Below are 14,447 nucleotides of genomic sequence, written 5' to 3'. Positions count from 1 at the left end.
GTCAGGCACCGTTGTTCGGCTCCGAAAACCACTGTTGCAGCTTCTTTAACGCGGTCTTCTCTATCTGGCGTACCCGCTCACGGCTGATTCCCAACTGATCCGACAGGGTTTGCAGCGTCTCCGGTTCGGATACGCCCAGTCCATAACGTCGGGACAGAATATCCCTCTCCCGCTCAGTCAACTCACCCATCATGGCCTGCAAGGTAATCTGCCGGTCCCGCTGCCGCAGAGGATGGTCTGGAGACATGGTTTCGCCACTGGCCAGGCTGTCGCCCAGGGTAATGGTACCGTCTTCAAGCAAAGGCACATCGGTGGACACTTCCCGGGCGGCCAGCGCTCTCAGTTCGCCGATGCGCGAGGGCGAGGCCTCCATGGCTTTGGCCAGCTCGGTCTGCGATGGCGTGCGCCCCAGGGCCTGGTGTAATCGCATGGAGGTTTTTTGGAGCTGACGTATTTCCTCGACGACGTTCTCCGGTGTGTGCACTACCCGCACGCCACGCTGCAGGCAACGGCGCACCTCCTCGCTGATCCACCAGTAGGCATAGGTTGAAAAACGAAAACCCTTGGCCGGGTCGTATCGTTCAACCGCCTTGATCAAACCCACATTGGCGTCCTGAATCAGGTCTGACATGGGGATACCGTGCTGGTTGTAACGGCGGGCGATGTGCACCGCCAACCTCAGGTTGCACTGAATCAGCCGGCGCCGGCAGGCCATGGCTAGGTGATAGGCCCGGCGACAGCGGCTGGAGAAGGCACAGGCATCACCCAGGCTACCAACCACTTCCCGAAGGGTTTGTGGGGTGTCATCGGGCAAACAGAGTTCCTGGCTGATCACTCTTAAGCTGCGAATCAGCTGCCGCGCCAGGCGGCGCTCCGCATCATCGCTGAGAAGTTCATGTCGGGACGCATCCCTGAAGTACAACCCTACCAGGGAATCCCTTTCACCATCGTGGGGAAGAGTCGGAGACGGTCCCTGCCGATCATGTATCTGCATTGGCTAAGGTACCCGTTGAAACTTTGCTGAATATACGGTGAGGTCGGGCGGGCAGATTGCCCTGGAAGGCGTGGAAAACCGAGACAAACGAGCGGGGAGGTGAGGAGATCGGTCACGCCCGGCCATGTTACTTACCCGGTGAAAACACCGGGCAAAACGGCCGACCGGGCGCCCGATCAGGAGGCAAGACGTCCTCCATTACCCACCGGCAAAGCGACCGGTTTTGCCGGTGGGTAATTCTTCAGGTGGTTGAAGCCGCCACAATGGCGTACTCGTGATTGTGGGGTTCAATCAGAGCACCGTGCAGGGCCACAATCGCCTGGTTGTAGTGGTCTTCTTCAATCACAAACTGGATATCCACCTGACGCATGCACTGGTGAATCGCCAGAACGCTGATGTCCTGGTCCGCCAGCGATTTCACAGAGCGTGCCAGGATACCCGGCACCTTCATATCACTGCCGATGGCAGACACCAGGGCCACTTTTCGGGTACTGATCTCGGCATTGGGGAATTCTTCCTCCAGCGCCTTGACCACACGCTTCACGTGCTTGAGCGTGGTGTCCACATAATGGGTAATGGTGTTGGCGTTGGTGTCCTTGGACATGAAGCGCACCTTGAAGCGGCTGAGCACTTCCAGGATTCGGCGGTCTGAGCCCGGCTCACCCTGCATGTCCTGGTCAAACACCTCAATGGCGAACACGCCCTTGGCACCGGCCACGATTTCCACCTGCGGCTTCTCGCTGACGTAATCGCCAGTGATCAGCGTGCCGGTGTGCTCCGGTTCAAAGGTGTTCATCACCCGCAACGGAATCTCGTTTTGGCGCAGGCCCTTACCGGCACGGGGGTGAATGGCTTCCATACCGAGGTTGGCGAGCTGGTCGGCGACGTCGTAGTTGGTTCGGCCCAGGGGCACCACCTTCTCTTCACCCACAATATTGGGGTCAGCAGAACTCAGGTGGTATTCCTTGTGAATGATCGCTTCACGGGCATTGGTGATTACCGCCACCCGGCTGAAGGTCATTTCACTGTATCCCCGGTCAAAGGTTCGCATCAGGCCTTCCTTGCACTGAGCGTAGCCGGTGACAATCGGCAGTTCGCGAGTCAGGTCAACGCTGTCGAACGCCTGCTTAAGCTTCTGGTCGAGAGGCAGCAGTTCGCTGTCGCGCCAGCCGGTCAGGTCGACAAAGCGCGCATTGATGCCTTCCTGCTGCAATTTCAGGGCGGTGTTGAACGCACTGTGGGCTTCACCGATTCCGGCGAGCATTTCCCGAACGGTCAGCAGATGCTCTTCCAGCTGGAACTGGCCATAGGAACACAGACGCTGGAGGTCGATCAGACAACCCCGCACCCCTTCAATTCGGTCGGTAATGAACTGGTCAGCCTGCTGTTTGAGCATGGGGTCTTCAAACAGTTCGCCGTTGATGTCGGTCAGGAACTGGATCAGTTTGGTGAGGTCGTCGCCCCAGGCCCAGTCAGATTCAGCGTCTGCGAACAGGGCGTATACGCCCGGCTCGCCGGTTTTCTTGTGCTCCAGCAGTTCGTTGGTGACACCACCGTAGGCTGACACCACGAAAATCCGCTGGTAGAGGTCGCTCTTCTTGCGTTTACCAATAATGATATTGTCGCGAACGGCCTCATAATTACTCATTGAGGTACCGCCGATCTTCTCGACGGTATGCTGTGCCGTAGTCATATTTTTGCCTTCGCTATCCTGCGGAATGAATGGTCTGGATGACGGGCGCCTTACGACGCCTCGCTGACACCTTCCTGCATGATTTCATCAACCGACTCGGCCAGCAGGCTGGCTCCCAGGCGCAAGTCCTCCTCGCTGGTGGTCAGCGGCATCAGGCACTTGATGACTTCGTCGTTCGGACCACTGGTCTCGATGATCAGGCCCTTCTGGAAAGCACGCTTGGTAATGGCACCGGTGATGTCCGCATGGGTCGCTTCAATGCCACGCATCAGGCCCCGGCCCTTCATCTTGAACTCACTCGGGTACTTGTCGCAGATCGCCTGCAGGGCGTCGCCCAGCACCTTGGTCTTGGCCTTCACTTCGTTAGCGAAACTGTCGTCTTTCCAGTAGGTTTCTACCGCGGCACGGGCCGTGACAAACGCCATGTTGTTACCACGGAAGGTACCGTTGTGCTCACCGGATTCCCAAACATCCAGCTCCGGCTTGAACAGCACCAGCGCCATCGGCAGACCGTAACCGGAAAGCGACTTGGACACGGTCACAATGTCCGGCTTGATGCCGGCGAATTCAAAGCTGAAGAACTCGCCGGTACGGCCGTTGCCCGCCTGGATGTCATCCAGAATCAGCAGGATGTCGTGTTTCTTACACAGGTCAGACAGGCCTTTGAGCCATTCGGCACGGGCTGCGTTAAGACCGCCCTCGCCTTGAACCGCCTCGACAATCACTGCCGCCGGCAATTCAACACCAGAAGAGCTGTCGGACAGCACCTTGTCCATGATCATCAGGGTGTCGATGTCTTCACCGAGGTAACCATCGTAAAACTGGAAATCAACGCTGCCCAGCGGCGTGCCGACACCACCACGGTGGTGCTTGTTACCGGTTGCAGCAACCGCACCCATGGTGACACCGTGGAAACCGTTGGTGAACGAGATAATACCGGTGCGGCCTTTGACCTTACGGGCCAGCTTCATGGCCGCTTCCACACAGTTGGTGCCGGTGGGGCCAGTGAACTGCATCTTGTAGTCCAGGCCGCGGGGATCCAGGATGTACTTCTTATAGGCTTCCATGAAGTCATGCTTGGCCGTGGTAAACATATCCAGGCCCTGGCTCACGCCGTCCGCTTCGATGTACTCAAGCAGTGCTTTTTTCAGAATATCGTTGTTGTGGCCGTAGTTCAGGGAACCGGCACCGGCCAGGAAGTCCAGGTACTGTTTGCCGTCTTCGGTGTACAGGTGCGCGTTCTTGGCACGGTTAAAAATCACCGGGAAGGCACGGGAATAAACGCGTACTTCGGATTCAGTGGACTTAAAAATTTCCATTGTCTTGCCTCTTAGCATGTCAGGTTCGAGGTAATTGCGCGGGGAGCCTGCTGGTAATACGTGTCGGTCGCAACAAGCCCGCCGTGCGTTGATGTCAGCCCTTTGGCAGGCCCACCTCGGGTGGCCCGCCGGCTGTTTCTAGTCGCTATCGGCGATTCACATCAGTGAATCAGGGCACTCAGACAGGCTTCGTGAAGGGCCCGATGCGCAGCAGGAACTCGGGGTCGTGCTTGCCGCCAAAGTGGGTCTCTTTCTCGAAGTGCTCGTGATAGGTGAGCTCGGCTCCCAGATCACGTGCAAAAGAGCGGAACAGCGCCCAGGACGCCTCGTTGTCTTCGGTAATCGTGGTTTCCAGATGCGTGACATTTTTGCACGCTTCGCGACCCACAATTTCCTTCAGCATCCGCTTGGCGAGGCCCTGTCCACGACCTTTCTCGTGAACCGCCACCTGCCAGACAAACACGGTCTCGGGCTGTTGGGGAGGGATGTATCCGGAGATAAAGCCGACCAGATCGCCTTCCTTCTCCGCGGCCACGCCGGTTTCGGCAAAGTGGCTGCACTGCAACAGGTTGCAGTAAATCGAGTTGGGGTCCAGCGGCGGGCATTCCGCTACCAGCTGGTGGAGCCTGTAGCCATCATCCTTGGTGGGTTTGCGCAAGGCGATGGCGGTGGTATTCGATCCTTCTGATGTCATAACGTGATCAATTCGCTTCAAAAGTTAGAGTTGAATTATATAGACCACAAAATATATTTCAAGTCGCCCCCCCAACAGCCACCAAGAACTACCGGGGTTCGATTCTTTCAGAATAGACCGAATTGAAGCATTCGCCAGTGACAGACTGGTTACGGAATGGAAGGAAAAACCACATTGCCAGGATCCAGACTGGTTCCACCCACCAGGCGGCTCCGATAAGACACTGCCGCAGGCGAGCCTTCCGGCCACAGCCGGTCAAACTGTGACAGCCAGGCACTCACATCGTAAGCCACAGGCATCAGGGAAACGTGCAAACCGGGCCGCGCCAAGCCCGCCACAGGCTCAGAGAAGGGGCTCGTAAAGCCAATACGGGTAATCAAACCGCGTGGGTCAGAGCGCAGGTTACCCATCCCCGCCGCGCCGTTATTGGTCACCAGGCAAGGGCGCCCATCCACTTCTCCAGACCAGAGAACCGGCAGGCAGGTGTGAGTGCACGCGATCACATCGGCACCGGTGGTGCGAAACCAACTGACCAACTGCCGGTCGTTACCGGCGGCGAATGCTTCATGCGACAACCCCCAGCCCGCCAGCGACTCAGGGTCACCATGCAACACCAAAATCTTTAGGCCTCCAAAGATCAGGCAGCGGTATCTTGGTAATAGCGAGAGTTTCTTTTGGATATCGGGGTGTTGGTCCGCCAGCGCCTGCAGGCGTTCCATCATCTGGTTCGAACGCGCCACCACACCTTGATCCACGTACTCCGGGTAGGCACAACCACAGCCCGCTCCGGCATTGGGAAGCGATAGCTCATAATCCACATTGCCGAGAACCGCGGTATGGTCCAGAACCCGGCTGTTGATCTCCCGGAACAAGGTGTCGTCGGCGTTGAACCAGTTAAAATCGCCATTGAACACCAGTTTGACCCGGTGACCATGGCGCTCCTCCGCCTGCGCCATGGCTTCGATTTCGTCCAGGGCAAAGGGGTTGCCGTACAGCCCGCCGACGATATACAGCACACTCTCGGAGGCATGGGAGGGCTCCCCGCAAAGCGCTTCCGGCCGGTAGCGGTAAGCCAGCGGGCAGCTGCGCCCTTCTGTGTCAGCCATTGCCTGATCCCTCCCGTTTTATCACGCGCCCTCAGCAACCACAGACTTTCCGGCCAGGCGCCGCAGCAGCAAAGGCAGGAAGAAACACGCCGTACAGATCAGAAAGCCGTAGGCATTCACACCCAGCAACATGGCGTAGGCACCATCACCAATCGCCCAGCTGGAGGGAATGAGGCCCGCCGCCAGCAGAACACCCAACCCGAGCCCGGTCCAGAAACTGAGGTGAAAGCTCCAGGGCGACCACTGGGTAAAACCATAGAACAGGAAAACCGGCGCAAGCCCCATCACCATGGTACCCGAGATGGTCGTGGCCTTGAGGATATCGGTACCTGCGAACATGGGCAGGTTGCCCAGGAAAGCAAAAATAACCATCACCACCGCGCCCACTCGCATACTCGGCAGTTTGTCCTTGGCGCGGCGAGCCAGACGGGGCAAATCCACCGCCAGGGATTTGGCCAGGGACGTGAACGTGGAGTCCAGGGTCGAGCCCGCGGAGGTCATCATCACCACACTCATAAAGAACAACGCCGCCAGACCAAGGGATTGACCGACCGCCGCCGGTGCATTGCCCATTGCTTCAATGCCATTGAGACGCGCATGCACGCCCACCAGACTGAAGATAAACACTGCCACAAAGCCAAGAAGACCCGCCACCACGAAGCTCTTGAGCATGGTCTTTTCCTTGTTCACAAAGCCCCGGTCGGTCAGCACCGGGTCATGGAACGGGTAACTGAATAGCTGCAGCAAAGCCACCAGCAGCAGATCGAAGCCGGCGTTCAGGCGGAACTCGCCGTTGGTCAGCAGCGCGCTGGTATCGTTGGCCGGAATAATCAGGAACAACACCGCCCCGACGAAGAACACGAACACAAAGGCCTGAATCACATCGGTAAAGATCGAAGACCGAAGCCCGCCTTTAAGGCTGTACGCCAGGGTAAAAACGGTAAACAGCATCGCCGCAGCGTAGTATTCCCACTCACCAGGCAGGCCGAAATACCCACCGACCACGGCGGTGTTACTCCAGACTTCGTTATACAACCGGATGAGGATCGCCGCCGCAAACGCCAGCGCTGCGAACCGACCAAATCGGGAGGTCAGAAAATCCTGCAAACTGCGCGCCCCAGTCTGGGTACGGATCAGGTAAATCACGTAACCCGCCACGGGAATCGACAACCAGTAGCTGGCATAAGCCAGACCACCGACCACACCATACGCCGCCCCGAGATTGGCGGCGTTGGTCACCGATTTGGCAAAAATCCAGCTGATAAAGATACTCGCGGTGAGCGACCACTGGCCCACCGGATTGCCGTGATCATCCGCGCCCTTGTAAAACGAATTCGCGTTCTTGCTCTTGGGCGACAGCACGTACATAACCACGCCGTAGACCACCAGGAATCCCCAGAACAGGGAGGCTTCAGTAATGTTCATTTTTTATTCCATTGTTTAGTGCAGGTCATTGAGCGGTGGAGGGGGTTCCAAAACGAAAATCGTGGATTTTCTAATGGTTTTGGAACCCCCTCCACCGCTCAACGCCCCCGACATCGATAACGGCTTTCCGGTACACCACCGGTATTCAACAAGGCTGTTGGGGTTGGGGGATGCCCTCCAAAACCATTAAAAAATCCACGATTTTTGTTTTGGAGGGCATCCCCCAACCCCAACAGCCGTAACTCCAAAGCTCCAGAACCCCAGAACTCCGAAACAAGACATCAACCGGGCGCCGAACAACTAGCCCCAAACCGGTAACAGGAAAAACACCGGTGATGCCGCAACATAATCCGCTCGTCCATGCTCTCAGCCAGCGTGCCGCCCAGGTCGTACTGCGGGTCATCATCCACCAGCGTGCAGGCATACACCCGAACCTGATCTCCCTTCTTCACCAGCATCCGCGTGTAGGTGCACATGAAGTGGGAACGGGCCTCTTTGGTCGGGTACTTCTCCATGCAAGTCTCGGTAATCTCCGGGCTGCCGTCTTCAGATCCCGGCGTGCCCAGGTCCGGAAACGCGGTAAACGCCAGGTTCTCCGGAATGTTCCACTGACGGAAAATCTCACGGAACGCGGCTTCCACGTCCACCGGGTTTTCGCCGGGGTCGGTCTGGCGGGCGATGGACACCTTGAAACCTTGTTCGATCAGCCAATGGATACCCTCCAGCGCCTGGTCAAAGCTGCCTTCGCCGCGATCTTTGTCGTGCCGTGCGCGATCCGGAAAATCCAGGCTGACCCGGAAGTGAATCGGGTAGGGGTTGTCCAGTAACGGCAACACCTGGTGTTGCCGTTTATGCAGCGGCTCGGTGGCGTTGGTCAGTACAAAACAGGGCCGATGCTGGCTGGCGTAATCCAGGATATTCACGAAATCCCGGATCACGAACGGCTCTCCGCCGGTGAAGGAGAACTGCTCCACGCCCATGTCGATGGCTTCGTGGATAAACGGTTTCACATCGCTGAGCTTCATGCCCGGAATGCGACCATCGCCGGGGTGTGAACCTTCCAGGCAGAAGGGGCAGGCCAGGTTGCAGGCGGTGCCCGTGTGAATCCACAGCTCCTTGAGCTTGTCCGCGTCGATGTATCCCCGGGGGTCGCCGTTGCGGGTGTGGGTCCAGCTGTCGAATGCCCGGGGTTCCAGCACTTCCACGGCCGGAATGCGTTTACTGCGTGCCGGTCGGGTTTCAGTCAGGGGCATAGGTGCTCCTCAATGCTTTTGTATTTTTGCCACCACGGCGCCAGCCGTGGAGCTTCTCCAGCAGCCTCAGAATGCCTTCGGGCGCATGGGCCCGCTTCCATTCACCCGCCGCGTACTTGGCTGACTCGTTCCAGGTGGGGTACGGGTGAATGGTGCCCAGAATCTTGTTCAGCCCCAGGCCATGTTTCATCGCCAGCGTGAACTCGGCAAGAATTTCCCCTGCATGGGCACCCACCACCACGGCCCCCAGAATCTTGTCTTTGCCCGGCGGCGTGAGCACCTTGATGAAGCCGTGGTCTTCGCTCTCGGCGATGGCTCTGTCCAGATCGTCCAGGCCATAGCGAGTCACCTCGTAGGCAACCCCTTGCTGCTGAGCCTCCGCTTCACTTAAACCAACCCGGGCCACTTCCGGAGAGGTAAACGTCACCCAGGGCATTACCCGGTAATCCACCTTGAAGCGCTTGAACTGGCCAAACAGACCGTTCACCGCCGCGTACCAGGCCTGATGGGCGGCCGCATGGGTGAACTGGTACGGACCGGCCACGTCGCCGCAGGCAAACACGTTGGGATAACGCAAGCTCATGTCGTCTTCCACCGGCACAGTTCCGTTCGGCAAGGTGTCCACGCCAATCGCTTCCAGGTTCAGGCCGGAGGTATTCGCCGCGCGCCCCACCGCCACCAAAACCTGATCAAAGGGAATCCGTATCTTCTCGCCTTCATAATCGCAATAGGCGACCTTCTCTCCATCCTCTATACGAAACTCGGCAGCGGAATGTTTCAACCGGACGTCAATTCCGTCAGATTCAAACTGTTTGAGTACCAGCTCGGAGACATCAGCATCTTCTTTTGCCAGCAATCGCTCGCCTTTTTCCACCTGGGTCACCTGGCAGCCAAGCCGGGCAAACGCGTGCGCCAGTTCCGAGCCAATGGGGCCACCACCGAGCACGAGCAGGCGTTGCGGTTGCTCCTCCAGTTCCCACAAATTATCGGAGGTCAGCGGCTGCATGTCGTTCAGGCCGGGAATGGGTGGCACGGCAGGTTTGCCGCCGGTGGCGACAATGATGCTGCGGGCAGTGAGACGTTCGGTGCGGCCATCATTGTGTTTCACCTCCAGCTCCCAGGGCGACACGAAACTCGCCTCGCCGGAAATGCAGTCCACGCCCAGCTTGCGGTAGCGTTCCGGGGAATCGTGGGGCTCCACTTTTGCGATGACATCCTTGACCCGATTCATGATGTTCTTGAACGAGCCTTTTACCGGCACCGCCTCCAGCCCGTAACGATTGGCATGGCGCAAGGTGTCGGCCGCCTTGGCGCTGCGTATCAGGGCCTTGGAGGGCACACAGCCGGTGTTCAGGCAGTCGCCACCCATCTTGTGTTTTTCAATCAGCGCCACTTTGGCCTTCACCGCCGCTGCGATATAGGCCGATACCAGCCCGGCCGAACCACCGCCGATCACCAGCAGGTTATAATCAAAATGGTCAGGCTTCTGCCAGCCGGCATACACTTTGCGGCGGCGGATGAACCCCACCACAAACTTGGCGATCAGCGGGAACAGCCCCAGCAGGGCAAAGGACAGCAGCAGGTTGGCCGAAAGAATGTCACCGGTCGACTGGATTTGCCCCAGCTGGGTGCCCGCGTTCACGTACACAAAGGTACCGGGCAACATGGCAATCCAACTCACCAGGGCATAGGTGCGCAGCTTCATGGCGGTCAGACCCATGGCCAGGTTGATCAGGAAGAAGGGGAACACCGGCACCAGGCGCAGGGTGGCCAGATAGAACGCACCGTCTTTCTCGATGCCGCGGTCCATTTTAGCCACCGTTTCCGCGTAGCGCTTACGCAGGGTGTCCCGCATCAGGAATCGGGCAACCAGAAAGGCCAGGGATGCGCCCACGGTCGACGCAATGGAGACCGCCGCCAAACCGTAAAGGTTACCGAAGAAGGCACCACCGGCCAGAGTCATGATGGTGGCTCCGGGCAGAGACAGGGCGGTCACAACCACATAGATAACCGCGTAACCTGAGACGGCCAATACCAGATTCTGGTCAATCCACTGCCCGATGGCACTCTGGTGCGACTGGAGGTTTTCCAGAGTAAGAAGTTTGTGGCCGTCGAATCCGAGGAAGATCCCCACGATGGCGGCGATAATCAGAAGAAGTAAAAGCTTGCTGCGATTCATATCCATGCCTGTAAGAATTGAATAAACCAATACGCTGTTATAGCCAAGACACGATCACCGGCTGGATGTTACACAGCCCCTGAACTATTATTTTTGAGCACTCACTACAGAATACCGGAACTTTTACCGATTCCGAAACACTATACAAAGACAAACAGCCATACTGACAGCGACAAGGGACGGAAACCCATGGACACAGCGGCACGCCCGGAACTTGAAACATCACTGATCGACGACCTCAAGCGGGGCGACGCGACGGCCTATCACCGGGCAGTCCGTGAATACTCACCGGGTATGCTGGCGGTGGCCCGGTTTTATCTGGACCATTCCAGCGCCGAAGAGGTTGTCCAGGACTGCTGGGTAACCGTGATAGATGCAATACAGAAATTTGAAGGCCGCTCAGGCCTGAAAACCTGGCTGCACCGCATCGTTGCCAATCGGTGCAAAAACAAACTGCGCTCAAGCAATCGGGAAGTGGCCACGGATTTCTCGGAAAGCCTGGAACCGGAACTGGCCGACCGTTTCAATGCCAAAGGCCGTTGGGACCTGCCCCCAAAGCTTCAGTTCCATGAATCAGCCGACAATCTGGTGGAAAACGGTGCCCTCAGCGATTGCCTGGACAAACATTTGTCTGCCCTGCCGGAAACTCAGCGCTCAGCCCTGATGCTCTATGAAGCCCACCAGCACAAATCGGATGATGTCTGTAACATTCTGGATGTCAGTGCCTCTAACCTGCGTGTACTGTTACATCGGGCAAGGCAGAAGATCTTTCTCATGGTGGAGACTTTCCAGGAGACCGGCGAATGCTAATGTGCAGGGGCCTGGCCGAAATCGCCAGTGATTACATTGATGGCGAACTCAGCGGCCGTCAGAATCTGACTGTGAAAATGCATCTGATGATGTGCAAGGACTGCCGGACGTTTATTGGCAATTTGAGGGCCAGCAGCAGTCTGCTCAGCGCACACTCCGCCGGTCGGCCCGATGAAGAGTTTCTTAGGCAGATCGACGAGAGGGTAACTGAGGCGCTAAAAAATCGGGCAACCAAAGACAGCGAGTCGGACTAGCTCCGAGCGTTTTACTCTGCCTCGAAGATGAGGGTATCCGGGTGAAAAGTGTACCAGGCAAACCAGAAAGCCCGTGTTGCCGGCAACAGGGTGCCGGATTCATCACGCAACTCGGCAGAAGGCACGTCAGGGTCATAATGCAGTATTACAGCTTTTCCTCCAACGCGGTCTTCAAGAACGGTACCGTGTTCGGCTAACTCTGGAAACGGCCAGGCTTTGCTTTCTCCGTTGTAACTCCAGCCCAACACCCAGGTTTTCGGATGGTACTTCCGGCTGGTGTGGGTAACCGGGAAGAAGAGACGCTCCGAGTGATCGTAATCGCCGTAGGGAGATAAACGGTAATTCCGGCGATGGCCGGTATCGGTGGAAAGCACCAGTCCGTTTTTGCCAACTCGCTCCCGCCAGCGGCTCCAGAGTTCATGGCGAATGGCGACGGGCTTCAACTCTTTTCCAACCAAGGGTCCTGAAATCGCACGCCCTTCTATCTGCGACCAGAGCGATTCGGTCTGATGGTCGTACATCAAAAGGTCACTGTTGTATAACAGGCCAGACACACCAAAAGTGAGCTCACGCCCGTCGACGACTGGATCAAAGGCCATACCAGTGCCGCATAAGGGACAGAAGGTAATCAACACCGGCCCCTCGTCAAGGCGATGATTGACGATCTCATGCCAGTTCAGAATACCGATCGGATAAGCGAAGCTGGATTCGCCGGCATCAAAGGTCAGCATGAGATCATTCTTACGCCAGAGTGGCGCGTTACCGGGGGGCTGAAACACCGGTTCGTTGATAGACGGAATACCGTCTCTCGGCGGCCCACCGCGCAGGATCTCGCTGGCCGGCACCAATGCGCCACTGAGATCAAAGCCATTATTGCGCTCCGCCATGACAGGCTGAGCGACAAGCAACAGGCCCGCCAGAAAGACCAGGGGTTTGATAAGCGGGTTCATGTCTCCTCCGCAGGCTCTCCGATTGATATTGCTTCAGAGACACCGAAAGCAGCAGGTTGTTACACCAGGCCTTATACCTCGGAATTGCGGACTTTACCGTAAACTTCCAGCTCGGCCGCCACCGTCTGGCTTCGCGAGTGGAGGTCTTTGCTGACGCTGGTATAGGTGGATACCAGGTAGGGAACACAATAGGTCAGCACCACTTTCAGCCAATCCATGGATGCTGTGCCTGTCACAGCTTCCCATTGATTGATCACCACCAGCAGCGTACCCACCACCATCGCCAGTTTTGCGGCACGCCGTGGCGTGCCATGGCTCACTGCGAGCCCACCAGCCTCTCTGGACCGACGTGCAAGGTGATAAAACATTCGTGACATTGGCATCAGTCTCTTATCCAGCTTTACAAGGCGCTACACGAAGACACTGGCCCGGAGATATTGTTACGGATTCAGCGCCACCTCAGGAACTCTACAACGAGCGGACTGTCTTTGGAACGATCATTCAAAAACCAATCAAGGAGACAAGAATGCCCAAACAATTACCCCTCGCCCTGCTGCTGCTCCGTCTCGGCGTTTTCATCGTGTTTTTGTTCTGGACTTTGGACAAGCTTGTTCAGCCAGACCATGCTGCTAAAGTTTTCGGGGCTTTCTACGGGCTGGATGGTCTGGGAGAAACGGCTTTCTACCTGATCGGCGCCGCGCAACTCGTACTGATCCTTGCGTTCGTGGCGGGTGTTTTCAAAACCTGGACCTATGGTGCCATTCTGATCTTTCACGGCGTTTCTACCTTGTCGGCTTTCGGCAAATACCTTCAGCCTTTTGACAACCTCCTGTTCTTTGCTGCCTGGCCGATGCTCGCCGCCTGCGCCGCTCTATTCCTGTTGCGGGAATACGATACCCTGACACTCTCCCGCCAACCGGCCCCTGCAACTGCGTGAATTGGTGCATTAACCTGTAACATTCACCCCGGTTGCCTGTCCCTAGTACCAATAACAACACACATGCAATCGGGGTAACTATGTTATTAAACTGGCTGTCGAGGCGCCTCGCCGCCTACCTTTCCAAACAGATCAAATGCTACTCTGCCCGAACGTCCAGTTGGGCGGCCTTTCAGGGCTCGATCAAACCCGGCGATGTGATTCTGGTGGAAGGCAATACAAGAATCAGCACCGCCATCAAGTACCTGACCCAGTCCACCTGGTCCCATGCGGCGCTGTACCTGGGCCCAGAGGCAGGCCTGGGCGTCGCTGAAGACGGCGAAGCGTATGTTCTTGTTGAGGCGGATCTTGAGAAAGGCATTCGTTGTCTGCCTCTGTCGTTTTACCGGCACTTTCACACCCGGATCTGCCGGCCAGTGGGGCTCAGTGAGCAGGATATCAGTAAGCTGATCGACTACTCGAAAAGCCGGCTCGGGCACCAGTACGACCTGAAAAACGTCTGGGACCTGGCACGCTACCTATGCCCCACGCCACCGGTACCAACCCGTTATCGTCGTTCCATGCTGGCACTGGGCAGTGGCGACCCAACCCGGGCCATTTGTTCGACATTTATCGCTCAAGGCTTCCAGTCGATCCGGTATCCGATACTGCCTGAGCGTCTGATCGATTCAGAAGATGACGCGGATTCTGAGGCCCAGCAACGGGAGTACTTCCGGATTCGACATCATTCCCTGTTCGCCCCCCGGGACTTTGATGCATCGCCCTATTTCGCTGTGATCAAACCTACTTTGGAGCAAGGGTTTGATTATCGGCAATTCCCATGGAAGGAATAG

General features: G+C 57.2%; 14 protein-coding genes. 4 read left to right on the top strand and 10 right to left on the bottom strand.

Annotated features, from left to right (window positions below; genetic code table 11):
- Nucleotide 1: 1 nt before the first annotated feature.
- From C7H10_RS06500 to C7H10_RS06465, 8 genes are all read right to left on the bottom strand, one after another.
- Complete coding sequence (locus C7H10_RS06500) at nt 2–994, bottom strand: sigma-70 family RNA polymerase sigma factor (protein WP_061331304.1); 993 nt, start codon at nt 992–994, stop codon at nt 2–4.
- A gap of 241 nt (nt 995–1,235) precedes the next feature.
- Nucleotides 1,236–2,687 (bottom strand): aspartate kinase, encoded by a 1,452-nt coding sequence (locus C7H10_RS06495; RefSeq protein WP_061331306.1) that lies wholly within the window; start codon nt 2,685–2,687, stop codon nt 1,236–1,238.
- Between the two features lie 50 nt (nt 2,688–2,737).
- Nucleotides 2,738–4,006, bottom strand: coding sequence for a diaminobutyrate--2-oxoglutarate transaminase (ectB, locus tag C7H10_RS06490; RefSeq protein WP_061331308.1), 1,269 nt, complete (start codon nt 4,004–4,006; stop codon nt 2,738–2,740).
- A 178-nt stretch (nt 4,007–4,184) separates the two neighbouring features.
- Nucleotides 4,185–4,700, bottom strand: a complete 516-nt coding sequence (gene ectA, locus C7H10_RS06485; protein WP_106694223.1) for a diaminobutyrate acetyltransferase — start codon at nt 4,698–4,700, stop codon at nt 4,185–4,187.
- A 149-nt stretch (nt 4,701–4,849) separates the two neighbouring features.
- The gene (locus C7H10_RS06480) at nt 4,850–5,806 is read right to left on the bottom strand and encodes a hypothetical protein (protein WP_106694222.1); all 957 of its coding nucleotides are present in this window, start codon (nt 5,804–5,806) and stop codon (nt 4,850–4,852) included.
- Nucleotides 5,807–5,827: 21 nt separating this feature from the next.
- On the bottom strand, nt 5,828–7,231 hold the full coding sequence (locus C7H10_RS06475; protein ID WP_106694221.1) for a sodium:solute symporter family transporter: 1,404 nt from the start codon (nt 7,229–7,231) through the stop codon (nt 5,828–5,830).
- A 281-nt stretch (nt 7,232–7,512) separates the two neighbouring features.
- Nucleotides 7,513–8,484, bottom strand: coding sequence for a radical SAM protein (locus C7H10_RS06470; protein WP_106694504.1), 972 nt, complete (start codon nt 8,482–8,484; stop codon nt 7,513–7,515).
- Entirely contained in the window at nt 8,471–10,663 is a 2,193-nt protein-coding gene (locus tag C7H10_RS06465) for an FAD-dependent oxidoreductase (RefSeq protein WP_106694220.1), read from the bottom strand. Before C7H10_RS06465 ends, C7H10_RS06470 begins: the two co-directional genes overlap by 14 nt.
- Nucleotides 10,664–10,852: 189 nt before the next feature.
- On the opposite strand from C7H10_RS06465, the gene C7H10_RS06460 reads away from it, so the two are divergent.
- Both C7H10_RS06460 and C7H10_RS06455 read left to right on the top strand, forming a co-directional pair.
- A complete protein-coding gene (locus tag C7H10_RS06460; protein ID WP_106694219.1) occupies nt 10,853–11,473 on the top strand; it encodes an RNA polymerase sigma factor in 621 nt (206 codons plus the stop codon).
- Nucleotides 11,467–11,727 (top strand): zf-HC2 domain-containing protein, encoded by a 261-nt coding sequence (locus tag C7H10_RS06455; RefSeq protein ID WP_106694218.1) that lies wholly within the window; start codon nt 11,467–11,469, stop codon nt 11,725–11,727. The genes C7H10_RS06460 and C7H10_RS06455 overlap by 7 nt, the downstream gene beginning before the upstream one ends.
- Before the next feature lie 11 nt (nt 11,728–11,738).
- On the opposite strand, the gene C7H10_RS06450 is transcribed toward C7H10_RS06455, so the two are convergent.
- On the bottom strand, nt 11,739–12,677 hold the full coding sequence (locus C7H10_RS06450) for a DUF3179 domain-containing protein (RefSeq protein ID WP_106694217.1): 939 nt from the start codon (nt 12,675–12,677) through the stop codon (nt 11,739–11,741).
- A gap of 71 nt (nt 12,678–12,748) precedes the next feature.
- The gene (gene nrtS, locus C7H10_RS06445; protein WP_244178204.1) at nt 12,749–13,054 is read right to left on the bottom strand and encodes a nitrate/nitrite transporter NrtS; all 306 of its coding nucleotides are present in this window, start codon (nt 13,052–13,054) and stop codon (nt 12,749–12,751) included.
- Between nrtS and C7H10_RS06440 the strand changes: the two genes are divergently transcribed.
- Nucleotides 13,048–13,614, top strand: coding sequence for a hypothetical protein (locus C7H10_RS06440; protein ID WP_244178203.1), 567 nt, complete (start codon nt 13,048–13,050; stop codon nt 13,612–13,614). The two genes, nrtS and C7H10_RS06440, sit on opposite strands and share 7 nt — an antisense overlap.
- Nucleotides 13,615–13,694: 80 nt before the next feature.
- On the top strand, nt 13,695–14,447 hold the full coding sequence (locus C7H10_RS06435) for a YiiX/YebB-like N1pC/P60 family cysteine hydrolase (protein WP_106694214.1): 753 nt from the start codon (nt 13,695–13,697) through the stop codon (nt 14,445–14,447).

The organism is Marinobacter shengliensis, from assembly GCF_003007715.1.
Lineage (GTDB): Bacteria > Pseudomonadota > Gammaproteobacteria > Pseudomonadales > Oleiphilaceae > Marinobacter > Marinobacter shengliensis.
This window is presented reverse-complemented; position numbering and strand designations above follow the sequence as displayed.